The sequence below is a fragment of the Nonomuraea rubra genome (assembly GCF_014207985.1).
In the GTDB taxonomy this organism is placed as follows: Bacteria; Actinomycetota; Actinomycetes; order Streptosporangiales; family Streptosporangiaceae; genus Nonomuraea; species Nonomuraea rubra.
In genome coordinates, this window is the sequence record NZ_JACHMI010000001.1 from 7,794,881 (window position 1) to 7,820,534 (window position 25,654).

Sequence of the window (25,654 nt, forward strand, 5' to 3'; positions counted from 1 at the left end):
CCCCGGTCAGGGCTTAGCGGGTGAACGTGCCGTAGGGGCCGGCGAGGTGGACGACCGCACCCGGCCCGAGAGCGCGCAGCCGCTCGGCCCGCTCCAGCCGGTACGGCACCGCCCACCGCGGCACCGACCCCCGCCACACCACCACCCCGGCGAACACCACGGCCAGCCCCAGCCAGTACGCCTGCAGCCACGGCGTCTCCGCCAGGAAGCTCCCCAGCCCCCAGGAGTGCACGAACACCAGCGCCAGCAGCGGGTAGGACAGGTAGTGCGCGTACCGCCAGACCCGGTGCCTGACCAGGTAGCGCGCCAGCGTGCTGGTCAGCCAGAGCACCAGGAACATGATGAAGGCCAGCCGGTCGTCCCCCAGCCGGTGGGAGATCTGGCGCACGCCGAGCAGCACCTGCCACCAGCTGACGAGCGTGCCGGCCAGGCCGATCAGGTTGGCCACGTCGCCGAGGTCGGAGGCGCGCAGCGCGAGGGGCAGCAGCGGGAGGAAGGAGACGGCTGCCGCGATCAGGACGCGGGTCATGACAGGGCCGCCGAGGAGCGTACCCGGCCGTCGCGGCCGACGGTGATCCAGCGCGCGTCCGGGTCCTGCCCGGCCAGCCAGTCCGGCCCTTCGCGGGTGCCGAGCAGGATGAGGCAGGTGGCGTACACCTCGGCGGCGGCCAGGTCCGCGGTGATGACGGTGGCCTGCGCGCAGTCGGAGGCGGCCGGCTCGCCGGTGCGCGGGTCGACGATGTGGTGCAGGACGGTGCCGGCCCGGTCGCGCCAGCTGCGCCGCACGACGCTGCTCGTGGCCACCGCCGCCGTGCCCGCGGGCAGCTCCAGCGTGCCGACCGGCCGCTCGCGCAGCGGGTGCTCGACGCCGATCCGCCACGGCCTGCCCCCCTCCGGCCGCCAGGCGACCAGGTCCCCGCCGGCGTCGATCATCCCGTACGGCACCCGCCCGCCCTCGCGCCGCGCCTCCGCGGCCCGCTGCACGCTCCACCCCTTGACGAACCCGCCGAGGTCGACCGCGAGGCCGGGCGAGAGCGTCACGGTGCGGCGGTCGTGGTCGAGGTGCACGGCGGGGACTCCCATGGGGAGCGGCGCGGCGGCGACGTCGGGCGTCCCCACCAGCGCGAAGTCGGTGTCGTAGCCGAGCCGGGCGAGCTCGGCGCCGAGGAACGGGCTGAACAGCCCGCCGGTCGCGCCGAGGTAGCCGCAGGCCTCGTCGAGCGCCGCCAGGAACAGCTCGGAGACGACGACCGCGCCGCCCGCGTTCACGCGGCTGGTGTCGCTGCCGGGGTCGAACCGGCTGAAGGTGCGCTCCACCGTGCGCAGCCACTCCAGCACCGCGGCGTGCTCCCCCGGCGGCAGGACGAGCATGAGGTCGGTGCCCATCACCCGATCGCGCAGGACCTTCACCTCAGGACCCTCTCGTGAACGTCGTGACGGCCCCGGCGGGCAGCCCCTGGCCCGGGGAGTAGCCGGCGCGGACGTCGGCGACGAGCGCGGGCTCCTGCCCGGTGTCCGCCGGCAGGAACTCCACCCGCGCCAGGGAGGCGTGCGGCGTGTCCCCCACCTCGATGGAGCCGGTGAACAGCACCCGTTTCTCCCACACCACATTGCCCTCCACACGATAGGTGTACGAACCCGGCGGCACCGGCTTGCCGCTGCGGTCGGTGGTGTCCCAGTAGACGCTCTGCCTGCCGCTCTCCTGGGCGGGCCGGCCGGCGGCCCTGACCTCGCTGTCGGTGGCCGACTCCCAGCCGGACGCCTGCCGCCACAGGGGCAGCGACATGGGCCTGCGCTCGAAGCCGCCGTTGGCGGTGAAGCTGGTGGCGAACAGGGTGCGCACGCAACGCCCCCGCGCGTCCTCGATCCAGATGGCGAGCTGGTTGCTGGCCAGGCGGGGTAACCGGTTGAGCTGATAGTCGATGCGGACCAGGCCCACGCGGCCGGTGACCGGCACCGACCAGGTGAGGCCCGCGGGTGAGGCGGGCGGCGGCTCGGGGCGGTAGGCGAGGTAGGCCGCGGTCGCTCGCGGTCGTGGCCACTCCGGTGATGACGCCGATCGGCACGATCAGCCGGCTCGTCCGCTCGGACATGGTTGCCCTTTCCGAATGGATAGTGTGCATCAACACTACCCACTTTCGTGGCGGGACGACGATCGTGCACGAGGGATATCCGCACGCGCCGGGGGTAGTCGCGAGCCCATGCCCCCCATCGTGGCCGTCGTGGCACACCGCAAGAAGTCCCTGGGCGCGGGCCTGGACGCCCTGCGCGTGCTCCTCGCCGAGCAGGACGTCGGCGACGTCCTCTGGCACGAGGTGTCGAAGAGCAGGAAGGCCGGCAAGAAGGTGCGCAAGGCGCTCGACGCGGGGGCCGAGCTGGTGTTCGTCTGGGGCGGCGACGGCATGGTGCAGCGCTGCGCCGACGCGCTGGCGGGCTCGGGCGTGCCGATGGCCATCCTCCCGGCAGGCACCGCGAACCTGTTCGCCGCCAACCTCGGCATCCCCGCCGACCTGGAAGGGGCCGTGCGCATCGGCTTCCACGGGCGGCGCGAGAAGCTGGACCTGGGCGTGCTGAACGGCGAGCACTTCGCGGTGATGGCGGGGGCCGGGTTCGAGGCCGAGATGATCGCCGACGTGGACGGGCGGGCCAAGCGGCGGTTCGGCAAGCTGAGCTACTTCAGGGCGGCCGTACGGCACGTCGGCGGGCCGCGCGTGCCGATGAAGATCAAGCTGGACGGGGCCACCTGGTTCGAGGGCAGGGCGAGCTGCCTGCTGCTGGGCAACGTCAGCACGATCGCCGCCGGCGTCGAGGCGTTCGACGACGCCCGGCCGGACGACGGCTGGCTGGAGGTGGGCCTCACCACCGCCCAGGGCCCGGTGCAGTGGGCGCGGGTGCTCGCCAGGATGGCCACGGGCCGCTCCGACGGCTCGCCGCTCGTCCGGGTCTCGCGCGCCAGGAAGGTCTCGGCCCGCTTCGGCCGCCCGCTGAGGTTCGAGCTCGACGGCGGCGAGCGCGGGCACACCACCCGGTTCAAGGCCGAGGTGGCCGCGGGCGCGCTGACCGTCTGCCTGCCCGATGACTGACGCTCAGGTTGCGGCGGCGTGCCGCTCCAGGAACGTGTACACGTCGGCCTCGTCCACGCCGGGGAACGAGCCGGGCGGCAGCGCGGCCAGCACGTGGGAGTTGGCGCGGGCCGACGGCCAGGCGTACCCCTCCCAGCGCTCGGCCAGTTCGGCGGGCGGCCGCCGGCAGCAGTCGCCGTTCGGGCAGCCGGACTTGGTGCGGTGGGTGGTCTCCCGGCCCCTGAACCAGCGCGACTCCTTGTACGGCACCCCCAGCGTGATCGCGAAGTCCCGCTCGCGCGACGGATCGACGTGCGCCACGCAGAAGTACGTGCCGGTGGGCGAGTCGGAGTACTGGTAGTACACCGAGAACCGGTCGGGCGAGGCGAACACCTGCCGCCCCGACCACTGCAGGCACATCCGCTGACCCTCGATCGCACCCTGCTCGTCGGCGGGGAAGACGATGCCGTCGTTCTCGTAGGCCTTGTAGATGGTGCCGCCGGCGTCGTTGCGCACGAAGTGGCAGACCAGGCCGAGGTGGTGGGTGGCGAGGTTGGTGAAGCGGTGGGCGGCCATCTCGTACGACACCGCGAACACGTCGCGCAGGTCCTCCACCGACAGCGCCCGGTCGGACTTGGCCTCCTGGAGGTAGAGGGCGGCGGCCTTCTCGGGGACGAGCACGGCGGCGGCGAAGTAGTTGGCCTCGGTGCGCTGGCGCAGGAAGTCGGCGAAGTCGCGCGGCTTGTCGTGGCCGAGCGCCAGGTGCCCGAGCGTCTGGAGCAGGATCGTGCGCGGCGTGTGCATGCCGAGCTGCTCGTGCTTGACGTAGATGCGCCGGTTGCGCAGGTCGGTGATGGAGCGTACGGAGCGGGGCAGGTCCTGGGCGGTGTGCACGGTGTAGCCGAAGTGCGTGACCAGGCCCTGGATCGTGCTCTGCGACAGGGCGCCCGTACGGTAGCCGACCGCCTCCAGCGCCTGGGCGGCGGCCTTCTCGATGTCGGGGAAGTAGTTGCCCACCTCCCGCTGCCTGCGCCGCAGCTCGGCGTTGGCGGCCCTGGCCTCCTCCGGGGTGGCGGTGCCGCGGGCCTGGCGGGCGCGCAGCTCGCCGTACAGGCCGAGGAGGTGCTCCAGGACGTCGTTCGGGACGCGCGCGGAGACCTTCAGACGGGGCAGGCCGAGCCCGGCGTAGACGGGGTCGCGCTGGGCCTCCTCCAGCGCGATCTCCAGTTGCGCGCGGCGGTTGGGCGGCTGGCGGCGCAGCAGCTCCTCGACCGGGACCCCCAGGGCGGTCGCCAGCGACTTGAGCAGGGAGAGCTTGGGCTCGCGCTTGCCGTTCTCGAGCAGGGAGAGCTGGCTGGGCGCCCTGCCGACGCGCGAGCCGAGGTCGGACAGGGTCAGGCCGCGCTGTTTGCGCAGGTGGCGCAGGCGCTGGCCAAACGCGATCAGATCAAGCTCCTGCGTCAAAGACAGCGGTTCTTCGCCCAGCAAGGAGGCCATGCCGGAATCTTAGACAGAAATTCGGCCCATTTTCTAGCCTTCGCGCGGTCTCGGTTGCCGGTGTCGCGCCGGGCGTTCCCGGCGCTCGATTGGTCTAGGCCAACGGTAAAAGTTGCGATTTCTTCACTACTGAATACCCGTTGGTAATGCACGTGAGCAGAAGATTCGCTGTTCTTCTCCACTCTTCGGACTGTTTGGCGGTGGTCGCCAGGGCAGAGACTCGGCGTGAGCCCCAGGGGACGACAAAGGAGTGAACAATGATCGATCGCCTCAAGGGAGCTGCCGAGCAGCTGCAGGACGAATGGGACAACGACCCTCGCTGGGCGGGCATCGAGCGCACGTACAGCGCGGAAGACGTGATCAGGTTGCGCGGCAGCGTCCAGGAGGAGCACACGCTGGCCCGGCTCGGCGCCGAGCGGCTGTGGCAGCTCCTGCACACCGAGGACTACGTCAACAGCCTCGGCGCGCTCACCGGCAACCAGGCGGTGCAGCAGGTGAGGGCCGGTCTGAAGGCCATCTACCTGTCCGGCTGGCAGGTGGCCGCGGATGCGAACCTGGGCGGGCAGACGTACCCGGACCAGAGCCTGTACCCGGCCAACTCCGTGCCTGCCGTCGTGCGCCGCATCAACAACGCGCTGCTGCGCGCCGACCAGATCACCTGGTCGGAGGGCGACGATGACGCCCCGCACTGGCTGGCGCCCATCGTGGCGGACGCGGAGGCCGGCTTCGGCGGCGTGCTCAACGCGTTCGAGCTGATGAAGGGCATGATCGCGGCCGGCGCCGCGGGCGTGCACTGGGAGGACCAGCTCGCCTCCGAGAAGAAGTGCGGCCACCTGGGCGGCAAGGTGCTGATCCCGACCGGCCAGCACATCAAGACGCTGAACGCCGCCCGCCTCGCCGCGGACGTCGCCGGCGTGCCCTCGCTGATCGTCGCGCGGACCGACGCCCAGGCCGCGACGCTCCTGACCAGCGACGTGGACCCGCGCGACCAGGCCTTCACCACCGGCGACCGCACGTCCGAGGGCTTCTACCGGGTCAGGAACGGGCTGGAGGCGTGCGTGGCGCGCGGCCTGGCGTACGCGCCGTACTCCGACCTGCTCTGGATGGAGACCGGCACGCCCGACCTGGACGTGGCCCGCGCGTTCGCCGAGGCGATCAAGGCCGAGTACCCGGACCAGATGCTCGCCTACAACTGCTCGCCGTCGTTCAACTGGAAGAAGCACCTGGACGACTCCACCATCGCCAAGTTCCAGCGGGAGCTGGGGCACATGGGGTACAAGTTCCAGTTCATCACCCTCGCCGGGTTCCACTCGCTGAACTACGGCATGTTCGACCTGGCCCAGGGGTACGCGGCGGACGGCATGACCGCGTACGTCGAGCTGCAGGAGGCCGAGTTCGCCGCCGAGGCGCGGGGCTACACCGCCACCCGCCACCAGCGCGAGGTCGGCACCGGCTACTTCGACCTGGTCTCCACGGCCGTGGCGCCCGACTCCTCGACCACCGCGCTGCGGGGATCGACCGAGGAGGAGCAGTTCGGCCATTGATCCACCCATGAGCTCGCCGGCCACCTCCAGGGCATGGGAAGGTTCCCCCGGCGAACGCGGGCCGCGCCGGTCCCCCCAGCACCGGCGCGGCTCGCCCCTTTTGCCCGCCCGGGGTGTCACCGGCGGCACAACAAGGCTGTGACCAGCGGCACAGCCGTTGGCGGTGCCGTTTCGTCACACTGGCACCAGCACCACCGTCCGTGTCAGGAGACACCTTGCGACACCTCGCTCGGCATCTTGATCTGCGCCCGGCCCGGCACCTCGACCGGCACCTCGACCGGCACCTCGACCGGCACCTTGAAGGGCGCCCGCACCTCGATCGGCGTTGCCGTGCCGGTGCCGTCCCGGCCACCATCGCGGCGAGACCGTTCCGGTGCGCGGGCGGCTCCTTATGCCTTCCCTGATAGCGGCGGGGCCGGCGCCGCCTCCTCACGGCCTCAGGGAGTGGCGGTGCCGGTCGTCGCCGGGGTGTCCGAGGGCGAGCCGGTCGGGTCCGGCGATTCGCCCGGCCCGTCCTGCGGGATCGTGCTGATCGAGCCCGACGGTTGCGGGCAGTCCCGCCTGGCCGCCGCGTTGCCCCGCCTGCGGGCCGCCGGTGACGCGCACGCCTCCCCCTCGTCCCCGCCCCCGTCACCGGGACCGCTGGTCTGGGTGGGCCGGAACGTGCCACGCCGCTCGCCGGAGGGCGTCAGCACGACGACGGGCCCCTTCGTCCTGGTCTGCGTGACGAACACCGTGGGCGTGCCCGGCGCCGCCGTCCTCGTCGCGAGCTGGACCGGGGGCGGGTTCCCTCTGGTGACGGCCGGCGGGCGGACGGTCGAGCCGGCGCTGCCCGAGGACCGTACGGCAGGCGGGTTGCCGGGCAGCAGCGAGCCACCGCCCACGCTCAGCCCGTCCCCGCCCGAGGCGGCGATGACCGTGATGGCCGCGATCGAGACCGTGGCCAGGGCCGCGAAACTGGCCTGCGAGAGCTGAGCCCGCGACCTCGCCCGAGCCCCTGCCCGGGACTTCGCGCGGCCGCGCCGCCCAGGCGCCTCGGAACGCTCCACATCCTCCGCGGAGGGCTCCTCCACCAGCCGTACCAGCCCTCCCCCGGGCGGATAGGGCACGGGCGTCCAGATCTTGCCCAGCACCTCCTCCACCGCCCGGCGCAGCTCCCACGGATCCCCCACCCCTCCGGCGGCCAGCAGCGCCCTCAGCAGGTCGGCGGCCTTGGGCCGGTCGGCGGGATCCTTGGTCAGGGCGGCCGTGACGGCGGGCCTGAGCAGGGCCGGCACGCGCTCGACGCGCGGCGGGTCGAACAGGATGCGCCGGGTCAGCACGTCCGGCTCCCCGCCCCCGAACGGGTGGTGCCCCGTGGCCGCGAAGGCCACCAGGCAGCCCCAGGCGAAGACGTCCGAGGCGGGCAGGGCGGCGCCGCCGGTCAGCCGCTCGGGCGCCACCCAGCCGGGGCTGCCCATGACCTGCCCGGCCTGGGTGTGCGCGGCGAGCGTGTCCACGTCACGGGCGATGCCGAAGTCGATGACGCGCGGCCCCTGGGCGGACAGCAGCACGTTGCCCGGCTTGAGGTCGCGGTGCACCAGCCCGGCCTCGTGCACGGCGACCAGCGCCGCCGCGACGCCGAGCGCGACCCCGTAGGCGAGGTCGGGTGCCAGCGGCCCGCCGGCCCTGACGACCTGGGAGAGGGCGGGGCCGGGGATGTACTCGGTGACGAGGTACGGGCGGTCCCTGTCGGTGCCGTCCTCGACGACCGCGGCCGTGCAGAAGGGCACCAATCTTCGCGAGAACGCCACTTCCTCAGCGAAGCGCGCCCGTAACGTGGCATCGTTGAGATGCACCGCATGCGGCGTCTTCAGCGCGACGAGGCCCCCCTGAGGGTGCTCCGCCAGATACACCACTCCCATCCCGCCCGTTCCGAGGCGGCCGAGGAGCAGGTATCGGCCGATGATGACCGGGTCCCCCACCGTAAGCGGTCGCACGCCAGGAGGCAGCTCGCTCGCACCACGCGCCATCCGGTTTCGCCTCTCCTGATCAGTGTGCTGGCAAGGCACACTGTGGCGGCATCCGGGGCGGGCTTTCCGCATGTCTTACGCAAGGGGTATCGGAGGGAAGGCGATCATTCCTTCGAGGTAAGTAAGGGGTGGGAAACCAGGCGATTCCTGCGTCAGGAGGCGATTGCGGCGGCTTCCTCGGCCTCGACCTGACGGTTCCAGTCGCCCTTGACCTGACGCCACGCCTCGTCGTCCGCCCCGAGCCGCCAGTAGCCGGAGATGGACAGCCGGTCGAGCGGGATCCCCCGCTCCAGGCGCAGGTGGCGGCGGAGCTCCTTGACGAATCCGGCCTCGCCGTGCACGAACGCGTGCACGTCGCCGTCGGGAAAGTCCAGCTCGCGCACGGCGGCCACGAGCCGCTCGCCGACCGGGCGGTCGCCCCGGTACAGCCAGCGGATCCGCGCGTCGGCGGCGGTTTCGAGCTTCAGCTCGTCCTCTGGGGCGTCCACCTCGATGAGGACGCGGGCGGGGACGGCGTCGGGGAGCGCCTCCAGCGAGGCGGCGATGGCCGGCAGCGCGCTCTCGTCCCCCACGAGCAGGTGCCAGCCCGCCTCGCGGTCGGGCGCGTAGCCGCCGCCGGGGCCCAGGATGAGCAGCTCGTCGCCCGGCCGCGCGCGGTCCGCCCACGGGCCGGCCAGGCCCTCGTCGCCGTGCACGACGAAGTCGAGGGTGAGCTCGCGGGTGTAGGGGTCCCAGGCGCGTACGGTGTAGGTCCGCAGCTTCGGCCAGACCTCGCGCGGCAGGGTCTCGCGGCAGGTCTTCACGCTGAACGGCCGCGGGTACTCGACGCCCTCGCAGAGGAAGACCAGCTTGACGTAGTGGTCGGTGAGCCCCCGGGTGGCGAACTCCGCCAGCCCGTCCCCGCCCACGACCACGCGGACCATGTTGCGCGAGAGGCGCTCGGTTCGCTGGACGACACCCCGGTGGTGATCCGTACGCTGTTCAGCCATAGGACAGCCCCCCTGAGTTAGGCATACCTAACCTTATACCGTCCCTCGCTCCTACCGCAGACCTATCACCCCAAACGAGACAGGCAAAAACTCACGCCGCCGCCGAATCCCCCATCGCCTCCGGCAGTTCCGCCACCGCCTGGAGGAACTGCGACATGTGCCGGAACGCCAGCCGCGCCTCGGGCAGCACGTCGGCCAGGATCGGGAAGACGTGCGGCATGCGCGGCCACTCCTCGTACCTGACCTGCACCCCCGCCAGCCGCGCCCGCTGCGCCACCCGCCTGGCCTCGTCCCGCAGCACCTCCGTCGAGCCCGTCACGATCATCAGCGGCGGCAGCCCCGCGAAGTCGCCGTGCACCGGCGAGACGAGCGGGTCCCAGGGGTCCAGGCCGGAGGTCCACCGGCGGGCCAGCCAGCGCACCCTGCTCGCCGGGAGCATGGGGTCCTGCCAGCGGTTCGCCCGGCGCGGGAAGTCGGTGAGGTCGGCCCACGGCGACAGGCAGATCGCCGCCGCGGGCAGCGGCAGGCCCCTGTCGCGCAGCGCCAGCAGGGTCGCCAGCGTGAGATGGCCGCCCGCCGAGTCGCCCGCCAGGATCACGTCCTGCGGCGCGTGCCCGCGCCGCAGGAGGCAGTCGTAGGCGTCCAGCGCGTCGGCCAGGGAGTCGGCCAGCCTGTGCACCGGGCCCTGGCGGTAGTCCAGCGCCAGGACCGGCCGCCTGGACACCGCCGACAGCCGCCAGGTGATGGGCCGGTGGGTGCGCGGCGAGCAGGAGAAGTAGCCGCCACCGTGGAAGTAGAGCACCACCTTGCGCTCGTCGAGCCCCTGCCCTCCGCGCACCCACTCCCCGCCGCACGCGGAGAAGGCCGCCGGGACGACCGCGACGTGCTCGGGATGCGGCACGTTCACCACCCGGGCCAGCTCGCCGAGCCGGGCGGCTCCGGACAGGGCCAGCGGGTGGCGCATCAGCAGGCTGGAGGCCGGTTTCACGGTGCCGCGCAGGAGGCCGGTGAGCGCCCTGGCCTGCCAGCTCAGCGGATACTCCGGGATCACGTCCCTGTCGACTCGCATACCGCCCCCTTCCAGAAGATTTCTTCCCTCTCTCGCGAGATCCCTACCGGCCAGTAAGTAACTCATCTCTTACGCGGATATTTCGGCACGATGACCGCCCGCGCCGCGCCCCCGGAAAATCCCGTTGCGGGCCGCCGACCCCGCGACGGATAATCCGTGTTTCCCACCGGCAGACCCGTGCGCGGGTCCAGGCACGGTGCGTAACCGTGTCATCACCCCCTGGAGGTGCAAAACCTTCCCGCTCTATGCCCGGCTCGTCCGGTACGGCTTCCGCAAACACGCCACCTACGTCTGGGCCGCGCTCGCCGGCGCGTTCACCAACAGCGTCTTCGGCATCCTGCGCGCGTACATCCTGATCGCGCTCTGGCAGGCCCGCCCCGGCCTGGCCGGCTACGACATCACCGACGCCATCACCTTCTGCTTCGTCACCCAGGCCTTCATCGGGCCGATGCAGCTCTTCGGCGGCGGGCTGGCCATCCCCGAGCGCATCCGCAGCGGCGACATCGCGCTCGACCTGGTCCGTCCCGCCTCGCTGCAGCTCTGGACGCTCGCCGAGGACGTCGGCAGGGCCGCCTACCTGTTCCTGGTACGCGGCATCCCGCCGATGCTGCTCGGCGCCGCGATCTTCGGCATCCACGTGCCCGCCACGCCCGGCCAGTGGCTGGCGTTCCTGGCCGGCTTCGCGATCGCCGTGGTCGTCAGCTTCGGCTGGCGTTACCTGGTCGCGCTGTCGGTCTGCTGGCTGCTCGACGACCGCGGCGTCGCGGTCGTGTCGCTGGTGCTGAGCACGTTCTTCAGCGGCATGATGGTGCCACTGCACCTGTTCCCCGGCTGGTTCGGCGACCTGGCCATGGCGCTGCCCTGGGCCGCCATGGTGCAGCTGCCCACCGACCTCTACCTCGGCAACGCCCCGGTGCTGGAGACGCTGGCGTTCCAGGCGTTCTGGGCCGTGGTCCTGCTCGGCCTGGGCGCGCTCGGCACCCGGGCGATCCGCCACAAGGTGGTGATCCAGGGTGGCTAGGACGTACTTCCTGCTGCTGTGGACGTGGACCCGCGCGGCGGCGGCGTACCCGGTCTCGTTCGCGATGATGACCGCGTTCGGCTTCGCCATCGCCGCCATCGACGTGGGCGTGATCCTGGTCGTCTTCGCCAACACCACCACCCTGGCCGGCTTCTCCCGCGAGGAGGTGCTGTTCCTGTACGGGACGGCGGGCCTGGCCTTCGCCATCTGCGACACGTTCGTCAGCAACCTCGACCGGGTCAGCCAGCACATCAAGGCGGGCACCCTCGACACGTTCCTGATCAGGCCGGTCGGCGCGTGGATCCAGCTCGCCGCCGACCGCTTCATGGCCAACCGCGTCGGGCGCATCCTCCAGGCCGCGCTGGTGCTCGGCTACGCGGTCGCCGCGCTCGGCATCGACGGGGGGCGCGCCTGGATGATCCCGGTCATGGTGGTGACGGGGATCGTCATCTTCACCTCGTTGTGGACGATCGCCGGCGCGCTGCAGTTCGTGCTGACCGACGCCCCCGAGGTGGTCAACACCCTGACCTACGGCAGCAGCCAGCTCACCCAGTACCCGCTCAGCGTCTACGGCCGCGACCTGGCCAGGGCCGTGACGTACGTGCTGCCGCTGGCGTTCGTCAACTGGCAGCCCGGCCTGTACGTGCTGGGCAGGGCGGACCCGTTCGGCACGCCCGGGTTCATGCGGTTCATCGGGCCGGCCGCCGCGCTGGTCCTGGCCCTGCTGGCCGCGCTGGCCTGGCGGCAGGGCGTCCGGCACTACCGATCCACGGGGAGGTGACGCGAATGATCGAGCTTGACCGGGCCGGACGCTCGTTCAAGGTGAAGAGGAACGTCGTGCACGCCGTGCGCGACCTGTCGTTCACGGTGTCGGCGGGCGAGTTCGTCGGCTACCTCGGCCCCAACGGCGCCGGCAAGTCCACCACGATCAAGATGTTGTGCGGCATCCTGACCCCCACCTCGGGCCGGGTCAGGGTGGCGGGGCTGGACCCCTCGCGCCGCCGCACGACGCTGGCGCGGCGCATCGGGGTGGTGTTCGGGCAGCGTACGACGCTGTGGTGGGACCTGCCGCTGCGGGACAGCTTCGAGCTGATCAGGCACCTGTACCGGGTCGACCGCGCCGCCTTCGCCGCCCGGCTCGACGAGCTGACCGAGACGCTGGACCTGGGCGAGTTCCTGCGCACGCCGGTGCGGCAGCTCAGCCTCGGCCAGCGCATGCGGGGCGACCTGGCGGCGGCGCTGCTGCACGCGCCCGACGTGCTGGTGCTCGACGAGCCGACGATCGGGCTCGACGTGGTCAGCAAGGCCAGCATCCGCGAGTTCCTGCTGCGGCAGAACGCGGAGCGGGGCACGACCGTGCTGCTGACCACGCACGACCTCGGCGACATCGAGCGCCTGTGCCGCCGCGTCATGCTGATCGACCACGGGCGGCTGGCGTTCGACGGCACCCTCGACGACCTGATGGCCACGGCCCCCGACCAGGCGTCGCTGGAGGAGGTGGTCACCCGCCTCTACACGGGCACCGCCCGCTGACAGCACGGGACGACGCATGCCGGCGGCGCCGGACTCACGCCGGCGCCGGACGCAGGCCGGCGGCGCCGGACCGCCGCCCGGTCAGCCCCGCTCGCCTGGGCGGTCCACGATGACCGAGGCGAGCTGGGCGGTGGCCCACACCGCACCCTTGCGGACCTCGGGCTCCGCGTCGCCGAACATGTTCTCGTCGCGCAGCCAGATCGTCCGCTCGCCCAGGTAGCGGTAGGTCCGCGGGTCCAGGATGCGGTAGCGGCGGGTGGCCGGGTCCGCCTCGCCGGTGTCCCGCCAGATGCCCAGGCCGCTGCGGCCGGCCGCGTCGGTGACGCCCTGCTCGACCCGGACGCCGGGGATGAGCGCCAGGGCCTCGAAGAGGGCCGACTCCAGCTCGGGCGGCATGACGCCGGACCGGCTGAGGTAGAGCATGATCACGCCGTAGGCGCGGGCGGCGTCGGGGGCGACGACATGGGGGACGCCTTCCTCCCTGGGGTAGTCGATCCAGTGCCGGTCCCTGGTCACCTTGGCGAGCAGCCGCTTCGGGTCGGTGGGCAGCTCGCGCAGCTTCCGGTCGTACTGCTGCGGCGACAGGTCGTCGTCACCCGGGTCGGGCGGGACGTCCCGGACGGACAGCCTGCCGTCCCTGCCGAAGCCGGCGGTCTGCTTGCCGTCGTAGCGGATCCAGGACTCCCTGGTCTCGATCGTGTCCCGGGCCGGCTGCTTGTCCAGTGTCCTGCTGTACTGCCACTGCGTCGGCAGCGGCACCTCGGCGGCCCGGCGCCTGCCCACCGTGTCGGCGGCCAGGGCCAGGACGGTGTCCGGGTCGAGCTGGACGGTCCGCGGCTGGGCCGATGGAACCGGCTGCGCGGGCGCCTGCGGCCGGACGACGACCAGGGCGACCGCGGCCGCGGTGCCCAGCGCGCCGGCCAGCAGGAGCGCGCGGCCGAATCCGCGCCTGCGCGTGCGCATCCGGCGCAGCAGCCGGCGGCGGCCCCGGGCCGTCCACTCCTCGCCCGGCTCCGGCACCACGGCACGCAGCTCGCGCAGGGATCGCAGGTCATCCACCGAAGGACTCCTCTCGTGCCGTGGTGGGGTCGCTCCCGCCGAGCGCCGCGCGGGTCCTGGCCCTGGCGCGGTGCAGGCGGGACCGGACGGTGCCGATGGGGATGCCCAGTGCGCGGGCCACGTCCTCGTACGTCATGTCCGCCCAGGCCACGAGTAACAGCACCTCCCGGTCGGCGGCCGGCAGGTCCGCCAGCGCCGCGGCCAGGCCCGCCTGCTCCGCCGCTACGCGGTCGTCGATCCTGTCGGCGTACGGCTCGGTGATCTCGTCCACCCCGGTGCGGGCCAGGGCCCGGTAGAGCCTGACCTCGACCCGGCGGTGACGCTGGATGAGCCTGGCGGCGATGCCGTACAGCCAGGGGCGGGCGTCGGGATGGCTCGGGTCGTAGTGGCGGCGGCGCCGGAACGCGGCCAGGAACGCGTCGGAGACGACGTCGTCGGCCAGCGACTCCCCGAGCCGCCTGGCGACGTAGCGCCGCAGGGCCGCCGCGTGCCGGTCGAAGAGCTCGGCGAAGATCTCCGGGACCTGCCCGGACCGCCGGATCAGCTCGGAGTCGGCCGGCTCGCCGGGCACTTCGTCGATCACATGTCGCTCCCGTCCGTACGGTGTTTCCGCTGGCTTTCGCCCGCACGGCCGCGAGGAGTTCGCGCTTTTCGATGTGACCTGCGTCACATGACTGCGGCCGCCTCCCGGCAAGAGGCGGCCGCGGTCCAGGTGTTCACGAGGGTCAGTAGTAGCTGCCCTCGGGGGTGGTCTCGTAGTCCTCGTCGAGCTCGTCGTCGCGGCGCGACCACCGCGACGGCATCAGCACGGGGATGAACAGGATCACGCCGAGCAGCGCGTACACCCCGGTCGTGAGGAGGGTCCTGGCGCCGAAGCCGGCGTCGCGGATGATCTGGTTGACCGAGGGCTCGGCCGGGATGAAGGAGAGCGCCCGGTTCATGTCGAGCGCGTACACGACCGTCCAGGCCAGCAGCACCATGGACGGGACGAAGGTAGCCAGCGGGGAGATCCGGCCGGCCGTAACCAGGCCCGCGACGAGCCCGACCGCGGCCATCGCGCCGAGCGCGATCCAGATCCCCTGGCTGTCCGGTGGATTCGCCGCGGCGTTCCCGACGGCCTGCTGCACCGCCCATCCGCCGCCCCCGAGCACGGCCGCCGTCACCAATAGGCCGACCAGCAAACCACCTAAGTGCCGCAACGTTCTCACCTCTATGTCAGCGCGATCGGCACGACCCTAGCGACAAATGCCATTTTCGGACCAGGCATTGACCAGCTTGGGACTCGAGGTCTCATCCTCCCCTGCCCCGTGAGAGCATGGGGCACACCCATGCGTGCGCGACTTCCCCTCCGGCTCGCGCGGACGGCCGCCTTCGCCGCCGTCTGCGTGACCCTGGCCGCGCTCGCCCACGTCCTCGGCGGCGGCGCCGCACCCGCGCCCTGGGCCGCCGCGCTCGGGCTCGCGGGCGTGTCCGCGCTCGGGCTGGCGCTGTGCGGCAGGGAGCGCTCGGCGGGCACGATCAACCTGGTGCTGGTCGGCGCGCAGGTCGGGCTGCACGAGCTGTTCGCGGGCGAGGGCGCCTCCTACGTCTCGGTGCACGGGCACGCTCAGGGCGGCCTGGCCGTCAACGCCGGCATGCTGCTCACGCACCTCACCGCCACGGTGATCACCGGCCTGTGGCTGTCGCGCGGCGAGGCCGCGCTCTGGTCGCTGCTGCGCCGCATCGGCCGCCGTCTCGTCCTCCTGCTCCCCCCGGCCGCCGCGCCCGTGTCGCGGCCCGGCGCGCCGGTCGTCCGCACCAGGGTGGTGCCGCCGCAGCCGGATCTCCGGCACAGCGTGGCCAGGCGTGGTCCTCCACTTCCCGCCTGAGCTTCTGACACCCCTTTTTCATCCCCCATCACCCAAGTGGAGCCTTCGACATGTCCTTCGTACGCCGTGCCGCGACCGTGGTCGCCGCCGCCACCGCGCTCACCGCCGCTCTGGCCCTGCCCGCGTTCGCGCACGTCACCATCCAGCCGGGCACCGCCGAGCAGGGCGGGTTCACCAAGGTCGCGTTCCGGGTGCCGAACGAGCGCGACAACGCCTCGACCACCAAGATCGAGGTCTCCTTCCCCACCGAACACCCGCTGGCCTTCGTCTCCGTCAAGCCCGTGCCCGGGTGGACGGTCAAGGTCACCGAGGGCAAGCTGCCCGCGCCGGTCAAGACCGAGTACGGCGATCTGGAAGAGGCCGTCACCAAGGTCGTCTGGGAGGGCGGCAAGATCAATCCTGGGGAGTTCCAGGAGTTCGAGGTGTCCATGGGGCAGCTGCCCGAGGTGGACTCGCTGATGTTCCCGACCAAGCAGACGTACTCGGGCGGCGAGGTCGTGGACTGGTCGGAGGCCCCGAAGGCCGACGGCACGGAGCCCGAGCACCCGGCGCCGCTGCTCAAGCTGGTGCCCGCCGCCGAGGACGGCGCCACGGCCACCCCCGCCACCGCCGCGGCGTCCGCGTCCGCCGCGGCGTCAGCCTCCGGCGCCCCGTCGGTGACGCCGGTCGCGGCCGCCTCGTCGTCGGACGGCACCGCCCGCCTGCTCGGCGGGGCCGGGCTCGTCGTGGGCATCATCGGCGTCGTGATCGGCGCCCTGGGCCTGCGCCGCCGCCCGTCCGCCTGACGGGCACGGCTCCCCCGCTGCGCCGCCGCCGGCCGTGCCTCGGTCCCGGGCACGGGCGGCGGCGTGGCGGAGATCAGGACGTGATGTCCTTGCCGGAGAACCGCGCCCAGGCGATCGAGCCGAACAGCACGATGTACGCCCCGAACGTCAGCAGCCCGTCCCGCAGGGCCGCCACGTCGATCGGGCTGCGCAGCACCGCGTCGAAGTTGGTGAACCTGGTCGGCAGCAGGTACGGCGCGATCGAGCCCAGCTCCGGGATGGCCCGCAGCACCTGGCAGACGATGACCAGCACCACGGTCCCCGCGATGGCCCCGATGGACACCTCGGTGAACACCGACAGCGCCAGCGCGACCGCGGCCAGCGCCGCCATGCCGGCTCCGACGTACCCGACCGAGATGGCGATCCGCAGCAGCCCGTCGGTCAGCGGCACCGTCGTGCCGGACAGCAGCGTCACGTCCCCCGCCGGGAACAGCACCAGCCCCGTCACCAGCGCCGACAGCGCGACCACCGCCGTCACCGCGTAGGCGTAGACGACCGCGTTGAGGTACTTGATCGCCAGCAGCCGGGTACGGCCGGCCGGCGCGGCCAGCAGGTAGCGCAGCGTGCCGCCCCCGGCCTCCCCCGCGATCGAGTCGCCCGCCACCACGCTCACGGCCACCGGCATCAGCAGCAGCACCAGGAACGAGAACGACACGAACGTCAGCATGAGGCTGTTGCCCGCCACGTCCTGGACGAGCCCGCTCATGTCGTCGTCCGTCGACGAGCCGAACATGCGCAGCGCGACGCCGACCACGACCGGCACGACGGCCAGCACGGACAGCATGACCAGGTTGCGCGGCCGGCGGAAGGTCAGGCCCAGCTCCGAGCCGAGCAGCCGCCAGAACGCCCACGTCGCCCGCCCGGCCGGCTCGGGCGGGGCCGCGGGCGCGGGCTCCGGCTCGTGGCGTTCGGTGGTGCGCATCGTCTCCGTCACCGGGACCAGCCCCGGCGTGCGCCGCGGACCGAGCGTGGCCGTCCGCGCACCGCCCGCCCCCGGGTCCTCACCCGTCGACATCGAAGCCCTCCCCTGTCAGTCCCACGAACACGTCCTCCAGGCTCGGCCGCGCCACGGCCAGCCCGCGTACGGCCACGCCCTCCCCCACGAGCGCGGCGTTCACCTGCTCGGGCGCGTGCCCGCCCAGCTCCGCCGTGACCTCGCGGCCCTCGGCGCGCACGTCGGCCAGGCCGAGCCCGGCCAGCACCCGCGCGGCGTCGTCGGGATCCGGCGTCTCCACCCTGATGCGGGTGACCAGGCCGGCGCTGAGCGAGGCGATCGTGCCCTGCGCGACGAGCCTGCCGGTACGCATGATCGCGGCGTGCGTGCACATCTGCTCGACCTCGGCCAGCAGGTGCGAGGAGACGAACACCGTGGTGCCCTCCGCGGCGATCTCCTTGACCAGCGTGCGCACCTCGCGGGTGCCCTGCGGGTCGAGCCCGTTGGTCGGCTCGTCGAGCACGAGCAGCTCGCGCGGCCCCAGCAGCGCGGCCGCGATGGCCAGCCGCTGGCGCATGCCGAGCGAGTAGTTGCGGTAACGCTTGCCCGCGGCGGCCGACAGGCCCACCCGGTCGAGCGCGTCGGCGATCCGACTCTTGGCGGTGCCGCGCCGCGCGGTCGGGTCGGCCGCGTCGAAGCGCATCAGGTTGGCCGCACCCGACAGGTACGGGTAGAACGCCGGCCCCTCGACCAGCGCCCCCACCTTGGGCAGGGCCCTGGCCTGCGGCAGCCCCAGCACGGAGTACTCGCCCTCGGTGGGCGCGACCAGGCCGAGCAACATGCGGATCGTGGTCGTCTTGCCGGAGCCGTTGGGCCCGAGGAAGCCGAACACCGAGCCGCGCGGCACGGTCAGGTCGAGCGCGTCCACGGCGACCTGGCCGCCCTTGAATCGTTTGGTCAGCCCCCGGGTGAGGATCGCGGCGTCCTCCGCCGGGTCCCCGGAGGGCGGGGCCGCCCCGAAGGGCGCCCCCGCTTCCTGCGTGACGGTGGTCACTTGACGCCCGCCGCCTTGGTGATCTCCTCCGGGGTGACCGCGCCGACCAGCAGCCGGCCGTCGTCGGTCAGCAGGGCCGTGACGAGCTTGGTCCTGATCAGCCTGCCGGAGCCCCACGTGCCGCTCACCGGGGTGGCGGACTTGAGCACGTTGTCGACCAGCGCGGCCGGGTCGCCGCCCTGCCCGCCGAACCGCTCGCCGCCGTCCTCCGGCTTCGCGGACTGCTGGGCCGCCGTCAGGTCCGACGGGGAGAACGGCACGACCGCGACGGCCGTCCAGCCCTCGCCGACGACCTTCAGGTCGCCCGCGACCTCCCTGGCGTGCTCCGCGCGCTCCTCCGCGGTGGCGGCGTCGTCCGCGTTCAGGCCGAGCGTCCGCTCCTCCACCTTGGCGCCCGCGGGCGGGGTGAAGGTGAAGTTCTCCGCCGCCGGCGGGGTGAACGTCACCTGGGTGAACCCGATCTGGTACGCCGGCTCGGCCGAGCCCTTGGCGTACACCTGGACCTGGAGCGGGACGTACGTCTCGCCGTCGAGGGCGATCCGGATCTCCTGCACCAGCGAGCTCTCGTCCTTGGGCGCCAGCACGAGCTGGTAGACCGGGCGGCCCGCCACCTCCGCCGTGTTGATCACCCGGACCGCGGTGTGCTCGTCGGCGGCGGCCAGCAGCCGCTCGGCGAGCTGCTGCGGCGTCAGCTCGGTCTCCTGGGGCAGCGGCGTGGCGTGCGCCGCCGGGCCGCCGGTGCCCTGCTTGACGGTCAGTTTGGTGGCGGTGTTGGTGGCGCTGTCCCAGTACCAGGCCTGGCCGCCGTTCACGATCAGGTTGGTCTCGTTCAGCTGGGTCGGCATGGCGACGCGGAGCTTGTCGGCCGCGCCGTACCAGACCTTCACCTCGTGCGAGCCGGACAGCAGGCTGAGCGGCGACACCGCGCCGGTCTGCGGCAGCGCCGGCAGGCCGAGCGAGGCCGTCTGTTGCACGGTGCCCGACATCGGCGGGATGCCGCCCTCCTTGCTGGTGGCCGCCACGGCGTCGGCGAGCAGTTGCTCGGCCGAACGCTCGGGCAGCACAGGGTCGCCGCTGACCGCGGCTATGACGGGGCCGGCGCCGATCGCGGCTCCGATCACGGCCGCTGCCGCGATCGGCACTCCCCACCTCACGAACGTGCCTCTGCGCATCTCACTCCTTAACGTTATGTCGATGCCCAGAGCCTGCGTCATGGTTCCTGTGGCAACCCTGAGACAGTCTGAGACGGCTCTCAGCCTTCTCAGCGTTGTCTCAGCGCGAGGACGGGAGAATTGCCATATGAGAGTACTTGTCGTCGAGGACGAGCGGCGGATGGCGGCCGCGCTGCAGCGCGGGCTGCAGGCGGAGGGGTTCGCCGTGGATCTCGCGCACGACGGCGAGGAGGGGCTGCACGCGGCCAGGCAGGGCGACTACGACGTCGTGGTGCTCGACATCATGCTGCCCAGGCTGTCCGGCTACAACGTCTGCAAGCAGTTGCGGGCCGAGGAGAACTGGGTGCCGATCCTGATGCTCTCGGCCAAGGACGGCGAGTACGACATGGCCGACGGGCTCGACCTGGGGGCCGACGACTACCTGACCAAGCCGTTCTCGTACGTGGTGCTGGTGGCCAGGCTGCGGGCGCTGATGCGGCGCGACGCGGGACGGCGGCCGTCGGTGCTCACGGCGGGCGACCTGTCGCTGGACCCGGCCAGGCGCCTGGTGGAGCGCGGGCAGAGCCAGGTCGAGCTGACGCCCCGGGAGTTCGCGCTGCTGGAGTACCTGATGCGGCGGCGGGACGAGGTGGTCTCGAAGTCGGAGATCCTGGAACACGTGTGGGACACCTTCGACACCGACCCGAACGTGGTCGAGGTGTACGTCGGCTACCTGCGCCGCAAGATCGACGCCCCGTTCGGCAGGAACGCCCTGCAGACCGTGCGCGGCGCGGGCTACCGGCTGGCGGGCGACGGTGGCTGACTCGCCGCTGGTCTGGTGGCGGCGGCAGGGGCTGCGTTTCCGGCTCACGGTGGCGGCCGCCGCGGTGCTCGCGCTGGCGCTCGCCCTGTCGGCCACGGTGCTGGTGACCGTGCTGGAGCGCGCCCTGATGGACACCGTGGACGACTCCACCAGGGCGCAGGCCCAGACGGTGCGGGTGGCCGCCGACGCGGGCACGCTGACCAGCCCCATCACCACCCACGACGGCACGATCGTGCAGGTCATCGACGCACGGGGGCGGATCACGCACGTCACGTACGGCGCCGACCGGCTGGTGCCGATGCTGGACGCCCGGGCCAGGGCGCGGGTGCTGCAGAGCGGGCAGGCGACGCTGCTGGACGGGCGGCCGTACGCGATCCCGGGATTCCTGCGGGTCGTCGTGCTCAGCGCCGACCACGGGCAGACGGTGGTGGCGGCCCGCCCCATCAGCGAGATCCAGAACAGCCTCGTCACGGCCGGGCGGGTGCTGCTGGTCGGCACGCCGGCGCTGGTCGTGCTGCTGGCGGTGGCGAGCTGGCTGATGATCGGCCGTACGCTGCGGCCCATCGCGGCGCTGCGCAGGGGCGCGGCGGACATCACGCACACCGCCAGGTCGCGCCGGCTGCCGGTGCCGCAGTCGCAGGACGAGGTGCACTCCCTGGCCACCACCCTCAACGACATGCTGGCCCGGCTGGAGGAGGCCGAGCAGCGCCAGCGCGCACTCGTCTCCGACGCCGCGCACGAGCTGCGCAGCCCGCTGGCCAGCATCCGGCTGCAGCTCGAAGTGGCGCTCGGGCATCCCGACGGGCAGCACTGGCAGGAGACGGCCGAGGGCGTGCTGGAGGACACGATGCGGCTGTCCCGGCTGGCCGAGGACCTGCTCGCGCTGGCCAGGCTGGACGAGCGCGGCGGCGTGCCCGCCCGGCGCGAGCCGGTCGACCTGGACGAGGTGGTGCGGCAGGTCGTGGACCGCTACGCCGAGGCCCGGCTGACCGTGTGCGACCCGGTCGTGGTCCGGGGCGACGCGCTCGACCTGAGCCGGGTGCTGACGAACCTGATGGACAACGCGGTCCGCCACACCGCCTCCAAGGTCGAGGTGGCGCTGACGGGCGACGGCGTGCTGACCATCACCGACGACGGGCCCGGGATTCCCGAGCAGGATCGCGAGCGGGTCTTCAACCGCTTCACCCGGCTCGACTCCGGCCGCAGCCGGGACGAGGGTGGTGCGGGGCTGGGCCTGGCCATCGTGCGGGAGACCGTGCGGGCGCACGGGGGGACGGTGGTCCTGGAGGACGCTGACCCGGGCCTGCGCGCGGTCGTCCGCCTCCCTGTGGCCGGCTGACCCGACCCGCGGTCGGCCGGCGTCCGGCGTCCGGCTGGCCCGTCCCGTGACCAGCCGCCCTGTCCCGCGCTCTCAGGGGGCGCGTCAGACCATTCCTGTCACGTGGGGGCCAGGGGCCCTGGTCACCGGGCGCCTGGCGTGTTACGCACGGGGCATGCGTGCAGCACGCAGACGACCCGCAGGCCGCACCCTCCCGGCCGCCGCCGTCGCGGCGAGCCTCGCGCTCGCCGTGGCCGCCGCTCCCGCCACGGCCGGATCCGGCCCGGGAACGACCGCCGGCCCGCGGACCACCATGACCGTGATCGCCTCCGGCCTGGACAACCCCAGAGGGCTGAACTTCGGCCCCGGCGGCGTCCTCTACGTGGCCGAGGCGGGCAGGGGCGGCCCGGGGCCGTGCATCGCCGGCGCCCAGAACCAGACGTTCTGCCTGGGCCCCACGGGCGCCGTGACGGCCGTTTCGAAGGGCCGGCAGCGCCGCGTCGTGACCGGCCTGCCGTCCCTGGGCACGCCGGACCTCAGCGAGGTGCTCGGCGCCCACGACGTGGCCGCGGCACACGGCGGGCTGCTCGTCCCGATCGGGCTGGGCACCGACCCGGCCAGGCGCGCGCAGCTCGGCCCGGACGGGGCCGCCGTCGCCACGCTGGTCAAGGCGACGGGCAAGCGCTGGAGGAGCATCGCCGACCTGGGCGCGTACGAGGCCGCCCACGACCCCGACCAGGGCCAGCCGGGAACCGGCCCGGACAGCCAGCCCTACGCGGTGCTCCCCGACGGCGCGGGCGCGCTGGTCGTGGACGCGGGCGCCAACGACCTGCTCCGCGTGCGCCCGGGAGGCCGGATCTCGACGGTCGCCGTGTTCGACGTCCGTACGGTCCCGGGCCCGGGCGGCGGTGAGGTCCCGATGCATCCGGTGCCGACGAGCGTGGCCCGCGGCCCCGACGGCGCCCTGTACGTGGGCCGGCTCACGGGCTTCCCCTTCCCCGTAGGGGGAGCCGAGGTGTGGCGTCTGTCGCCGGGCGAGCCGCCGCGGGTGTACGCCTCCGGGTTCACCAACATCGTGGACCTCGCCTTCGATCGGCGCGGCAGGCTGCTGGTGCTGGAGATCGCCGCCAACGGGCTGCTGTCGGGCGACCCGGCGGGAGCCCTGCACCGCGTCGAGCGCGACGGGACCAGGACGCTCATCGCCGGGGACGGCCTGTTCACGCCCACGGGAGTGGCGGCCGGGCCGGACGGCGCGTACTACGTGTCCAACAGGGGCACGCTGGCGGGGTCCGGGGAGGTGTTGCGGATCACGGGCTGACGGCGGGGCTCTCCGGAGGCCATCGATCCCCGGAGGCCATCAGGGGCGCGGCGCCGATGCCGGGCCCCATGGCTGCTGCTGTCGCGTGCTCCATCAGGTCACGCGAGACGGGAAATGGATCGTTCCCAAAGGAGTCGTCAGGCGGCGGTTCCCTTCTCCGCGGTGGCCAGGAAGTCCTGGGCGATGAGCGGCAGCCGGCGCCGGGCGTGCACGACGGCGATGACGCGGCGCACGGCGGGTTCGAGGGAGCGCACCACCAGGCCCGCGCGTCCGGCCTGCTCGGCCATGCCGCGGTACCACAGCAGCGACGCCTGCCCCGCGCGGACGGCGTTGAGCCAGCCGTTGCGTTCGTCGGTCTCGAGCACGACCACCGGGGTGACCGCGTACTTGCCGAACATGGCGTCGAGCTCCCTGCGCCGCATGCTGCCGCGGGCGGGCAGTGCCAGGCGCATGCCGTGCAGCCTGCCCATGGGCACCGGGTTGGGCAGTTCGAGCCCCGGCGGGGAGATCAGGACGATCTCCTGGCGTTCGAGGGGGTGGGTGATGAGGTCCGTGGGCACGGGCAGGTCCGTGAGGCCGAGGTCGGCCCGCTGGTCCCTGATGGCGCTGACGACGCCGTCGCGGCCGTCGCAGCGCACGATGTGCACGCGTACGCCTGGATGCTCGGCCGCGTAGGCGGGCAGCAGCCGCCCCGCGAGACCGGGCTCGAGGCTGGGGGTGGACGCGATGCGGAGCTCCGCGTCGGTGGGTGTGCTCTGGTTGGCCAGGCCCTCGATCTCGTGAACCGCGTCGAGTGCCTCCCTCGCCAGCTTGACCACCCGGCGTCCCTGCGCGGTGACGACCACTCCGCGCCCGGAACGGGCGAACAACGTCATGCCGAGCTCGCGCTCGAGATCGCGGATCGCGCGGGACAGCGCAGGCTGCGCGATGTAGAGCGACCTGGCCGCGTCGGTCATGGTGCGGTGCTCCGCAGTCGCGACCACATAGCGGAGCTGCTGGAGATTCATGCAAAAGAAGCTAGGACAACGCCCGCCGCCCGGACCGGGAGATAGCGGAGATCACCTCGAATGATTTCGGACTGTAACCGAGCACTGCTACATCCGTGACGGGTGATAAATCAGTATGCTTTTGCCCCAAATTTGGCAAGGGTCCGACAAGTCGCATGGCAAATGCCTTCATTTCGGACGACGGGGCGAACGGGAGACACGGTGACAGGGAACGGGCAATATCCACCCCCGCCGCAGGGGCCAGGCCAGCCCCAGCGGCCCCCCTCGTTGCCGTGGCCGCCGCCCGGATACCGGCAGCCGCAACCGCAGGGGGGCGCCTACCCGCAGCCGCCCCAACCGCCGCCCCCGCCCCCGCCACCGCCACCGCCTCCGCCTCCGCAGGGGAACCCGTACCAGCAGCAGCCGACCTACCCGCAACAGCCGTACGGGCAGCCGCCGTACGGGCAGCAGCCGTACCGTCAGCCGCCGCCCCCTCCTCCGCCACCACCGCCGCCGCCGCCCATGCCGCCGCAGCAGTGGCACCGGCCGCCGCAGCGCAAGAAGTCGGGGATGGGGGTCCTCGGGGTGCTCGGCGCCGTCTTCGGCTCGCTGGCGGCGCTCTTCGTGCTGATCATCGTCGGGGCGGTGATGTTGTCCGCCTCGTCCGGTTCTGACACCTCGACGCCGGTGGCGGTCCCGACGTACGAGCCGTCCGAGGAGCCCTCGTTCAGGGCCACCGAGGACGACGACCCGGACCCCGCCCCGTCGCGGAGCAGGCAGCCCACGCCGACCCAGAGCGAGGACGACGACGAGCCGTCGACCACCGTCACGCCGCCCGCCCAGGTCACGGTCAACACGAGCCTGAAGAACAACAGCGTGTACCGCGCGGGTGTCCTGCCCAGGCTGAGCTGCCCGGCCGGGAACGCCAGCATCTTCAGCCACAGCCAGCTCAAATCTTTGATCATCAAGACCGGCAGGTGCATGGACCGGGCCTGGAAGCCGGTGCTGGAGAAGCAGGGCTTCAGGTTCAGCCCGCCCAACTACGCCATCGCGGCCCAGAGCGGCCGCGGCGCCTGCGGCGACTACCCGTCGCCGGGCAGCACGGTGCCGTACTACTGCCCGCGGAACAACACCATCTACGCCTCCACCTCCGCCATGGCCAGGGGCCGCGGCAACGCCGCCGGCTACGGCCAGATCATCACCTGGCACGGCGGCATCATCGGCATGATGGCCCACGAGTACGGCCACCACGTCCAGAACCTCACCGGCCTGATGAACTCCTGGTGGTCCGCGACGCTCGACTCCACCAGCCAGAGCGGCAAGCTGGCGCTCAGCCGCCGGCTGGAGCTGCAGGCCAACTGCTTCGGCGCCATGTGGATGCGGTCGGTCGCGGCGACGTACCCGGTGAACACGGCCAACCGCAGCCGGCTGTTCTGGTTCTTCAGCCAGGTGGGCGACCATCCGGGATACCCGCGCGACCACGGCAAGCCGGTGAACAGCGGCCGGTGGTTCCGGCAGGGGTGGGAGAGGAGCAAGGCGTACCAGTGCAATACGTGGCTGGCGCCGTCTTCAACAGTCTCCTGATGGACGCG

Annotated in this window: 25 protein-coding genes; 11 read left to right on the plus strand and 14 right to left on the minus strand. The window is 72.7% G+C overall.

Annotation, left to right across the window (positions count from 1 at the left end; genetic code table 11):
- Positions 1-13 precede the first annotated feature (13 nt).
- Genes HD593_RS35430 through HD593_RS35440 form a run of 3 tightly spaced genes read right to left on the minus strand, consistent with a single transcriptional unit; the run spans position 14 to position 1,957 of the window.
- Complete coding sequence (locus HD593_RS35430) at positions 14-529, minus strand: ferric reductase-like transmembrane domain-containing protein (RefSeq protein ID WP_185106284.1); 516 nt, start codon at positions 527-529, stop codon at positions 14-16.
- Positions 526-1,410 carry an FAD:protein FMN transferase gene (locus HD593_RS35435; protein ID WP_185106285.1) on the minus strand — a complete coding sequence of 295 codons (885 nt, stop codon included), beginning with the start codon at positions 1,408-1,410 and terminating at the stop codon, positions 526-528. The genes HD593_RS35430 and HD593_RS35435 overlap by 4 nt, the downstream gene beginning before the upstream one ends.
- A gap of 1 nt (position 1,411) precedes the next feature.
- Positions 1,412-1,957 (minus strand): DUF2271 domain-containing protein, encoded by a 546-nt coding sequence (locus HD593_RS35440; RefSeq protein WP_185106286.1) that lies wholly within the window; start codon positions 1,955-1,957, stop codon positions 1,412-1,414.
- A 244-nt stretch (positions 1,958-2,201) separates the two neighbouring features.
- Here HD593_RS35440 and HD593_RS35445 point away from each other — a divergent pair, with 244 nt between their 5' ends.
- Positions 2,202-3,083: a diacylglycerol/lipid kinase family protein gene (locus tag HD593_RS35445; RefSeq protein ID WP_185106287.1), complete on the plus strand. Its 882-nt coding sequence runs from the start codon at positions 2,202-2,204 to the stop codon at positions 3,081-3,083.
- A gap of 3 nt (positions 3,084-3,086) precedes the next feature.
- Here the strand turns inward: HD593_RS35445 and HD593_RS35450 are convergent, their stop codons facing one another.
- Positions 3,087-4,559, minus strand: a complete 1,473-nt coding sequence (locus HD593_RS35450; protein WP_379478828.1) for a helix-turn-helix domain-containing protein — start codon at positions 4,557-4,559, stop codon at positions 3,087-3,089.
- A gap of 257 nt (positions 4,560-4,816) precedes the next feature.
- On the opposite strand from HD593_RS35450, the gene aceA reads away from it, so the two are divergent.
- Complete coding sequence (gene aceA / locus HD593_RS35455) at positions 4,817-6,103, plus strand: isocitrate lyase (protein ID WP_185106288.1); 1,287 nt, start codon at positions 4,817-4,819, stop codon at positions 6,101-6,103.
- Positions 6,104-6,540: 437 nt separating this feature from the next.
- Here aceA and HD593_RS35460 read toward each other — a convergent pair whose 3' ends face one another.
- The 3 genes from HD593_RS35460 to HD593_RS35470 all read right to left on the minus strand — a co-directional run bounded on the left by HD593_RS35460 (position 6,541) and on the right by HD593_RS35470 (position 10,173).
- A complete protein-coding gene (locus HD593_RS35460) occupies positions 6,541-8,082 on the minus strand; it encodes a serine/threonine-protein kinase (protein WP_185106289.1) in 1,542 nt (513 codons plus the stop codon).
- A 185-nt stretch (positions 8,083-8,267) separates the two neighbouring features.
- Positions 8,268-9,104, minus strand: a complete 837-nt coding sequence (locus HD593_RS35465; protein ID WP_185106290.1) for a siderophore-interacting protein — start codon at positions 9,102-9,104, stop codon at positions 8,268-8,270.
- Positions 9,105-9,195: 91 nt separating this feature from the next.
- Entirely contained in the window at positions 9,196-10,173 is a 978-nt protein-coding gene (locus HD593_RS35470) for an alpha/beta hydrolase (protein WP_185106291.1), read from the minus strand.
- Between the two features lie 196 nt (positions 10,174-10,369).
- Here HD593_RS35470 and HD593_RS35475 point away from each other — a divergent pair, with 196 nt between their 5' ends.
- Genes HD593_RS35475 through HD593_RS35485 form a run of 3 tightly spaced genes read left to right on the plus strand, consistent with a single transcriptional unit; the run spans position 10,370 to position 12,727 of the window.
- Entirely contained in the window at positions 10,370-11,194 is an 825-nt protein-coding gene (locus tag HD593_RS35475; RefSeq protein WP_312903937.1) for an ABC transporter permease, read from the plus strand.
- Complete coding sequence (locus tag HD593_RS35480) at positions 11,187-11,975, plus strand: ABC transporter permease (protein WP_185106292.1); 789 nt, start codon at positions 11,187-11,189, stop codon at positions 11,973-11,975. Before HD593_RS35475 ends, HD593_RS35480 begins: the two co-directional genes overlap by 8 nt.
- Before the next feature lie 5 nt (positions 11,976-11,980).
- On the plus strand, positions 11,981-12,727 hold the full coding sequence (locus tag HD593_RS35485) for an ABC transporter ATP-binding protein (RefSeq protein ID WP_185106293.1): 747 nt from the start codon (positions 11,981-11,983) through the stop codon (positions 12,725-12,727).
- A gap of 81 nt (positions 12,728-12,808) precedes the next feature.
- On the opposite strand, the gene HD593_RS35490 is transcribed toward HD593_RS35485, so the two are convergent.
- The 3 genes from HD593_RS35490 to HD593_RS35500 form a co-directional block, all read right to left on the minus strand.
- A complete protein-coding gene (locus HD593_RS35490; protein WP_185106294.1) occupies positions 12,809-13,786 on the minus strand; it encodes a CU044_5270 family protein in 978 nt (325 codons plus the stop codon).
- On the minus strand, positions 13,779-14,369 hold the full coding sequence (locus tag HD593_RS35495) for a sigma-70 family RNA polymerase sigma factor (RefSeq protein WP_185106295.1): 591 nt from the start codon (positions 14,367-14,369) through the stop codon (positions 13,779-13,781). Before HD593_RS35495 ends, HD593_RS35490 begins: the two co-directional genes overlap by 8 nt.
- 142 nt (positions 14,370-14,511) lie before the next feature.
- A complete protein-coding gene (locus HD593_RS35500) occupies positions 14,512-14,985 on the minus strand; it encodes a hypothetical protein (RefSeq protein WP_185106296.1) in 474 nt (157 codons plus the stop codon).
- 129 nt (positions 14,986-15,114) lie between these two features.
- Here HD593_RS35500 and HD593_RS35505 point away from each other — a divergent pair, with 129 nt between their 5' ends.
- Both HD593_RS35505 and HD593_RS35510 read left to right on the plus strand, forming a co-directional pair.
- Entirely contained in the window at positions 15,115-15,654 is a 540-nt protein-coding gene (locus tag HD593_RS35505; RefSeq protein WP_185106297.1) for an MFS transporter, read from the plus strand.
- Positions 15,655-15,704: 50 nt separating this feature from the next.
- A complete protein-coding gene (locus HD593_RS35510; protein WP_185106298.1) occupies positions 15,705-16,439 on the plus strand; it encodes a YcnI family copper-binding membrane protein in 735 nt (244 codons plus the stop codon).
- A gap of 73 nt (positions 16,440-16,512) precedes the next feature.
- Here HD593_RS35510 and HD593_RS35515 read toward each other — a convergent pair whose 3' ends face one another.
- From HD593_RS35515 to HD593_RS35525, 3 genes are read right to left on the minus strand one after another with little or no spacing between them, the layout of a single operon-like run.
- Positions 16,513-17,493 (minus strand): ABC transporter permease, encoded by a 981-nt coding sequence (locus tag HD593_RS35515; RefSeq protein WP_185106299.1) that lies wholly within the window; start codon positions 17,491-17,493, stop codon positions 16,513-16,515.
- The gene (locus HD593_RS35520; protein WP_185106300.1) at positions 17,480-18,466 is read right to left on the minus strand and encodes an ABC transporter ATP-binding protein; all 987 of its coding nucleotides are present in this window, start codon (positions 18,464-18,466) and stop codon (positions 17,480-17,482) included. The genes HD593_RS35515 and HD593_RS35520 overlap by 14 nt, the downstream gene beginning before the upstream one ends.
- Positions 18,463-19,638, minus strand: coding sequence for a LolA family protein (locus tag HD593_RS35525; RefSeq protein ID WP_185106301.1), 1,176 nt, complete (start codon positions 19,636-19,638; stop codon positions 18,463-18,465). Before HD593_RS35525 ends, HD593_RS35520 begins: the two co-directional genes overlap by 4 nt.
- A 127-nt stretch (positions 19,639-19,765) precedes the next feature.
- Between HD593_RS35525 and HD593_RS35530 the strand changes: the two genes are divergently transcribed.
- The 3 genes from HD593_RS35530 (at position 19,766) to HD593_RS35540 (ending at position 23,076) form a co-directional block, all read left to right on the plus strand.
- Positions 19,766-20,440, plus strand: coding sequence for a response regulator transcription factor (locus tag HD593_RS35530; RefSeq protein WP_185106302.1), 675 nt, complete (start codon positions 19,766-19,768; stop codon positions 20,438-20,440).
- Positions 20,433-21,779 carry a sensor histidine kinase gene (locus HD593_RS35535; RefSeq protein ID WP_185106303.1) on the plus strand — a complete coding sequence of 449 codons (1,347 nt, stop codon included), beginning with the start codon at positions 20,433-20,435 and terminating at the stop codon, positions 21,777-21,779. The genes HD593_RS35530 and HD593_RS35535 overlap by 8 nt, the downstream gene beginning before the upstream one ends.
- Before the next feature lie 154 nt (positions 21,780-21,933).
- Positions 21,934-23,076 (plus strand): ScyD/ScyE family protein, encoded by a 1,143-nt coding sequence (locus HD593_RS35540; protein WP_185106304.1) that lies wholly within the window; start codon positions 21,934-21,936, stop codon positions 23,074-23,076.
- Between the two features lie 137 nt (positions 23,077-23,213).
- Here HD593_RS35540 and HD593_RS35545 read toward each other — a convergent pair whose 3' ends face one another.
- A complete protein-coding gene (locus tag HD593_RS35545; RefSeq protein ID WP_185106305.1) occupies positions 23,214-24,083 on the minus strand; it encodes a LysR family transcriptional regulator in 870 nt (289 codons plus the stop codon).
- A 501-nt stretch (positions 24,084-24,584) separates the two neighbouring features.
- Here HD593_RS35545 and HD593_RS35550 point away from each other — a divergent pair.
- Entirely contained in the window at positions 24,585-25,646 is a 1,062-nt protein-coding gene (locus HD593_RS35550) for a neutral zinc metallopeptidase (RefSeq protein WP_185106306.1), read from the plus strand.
- Positions 25,647-25,654 lie beyond the last annotated feature (8 nt).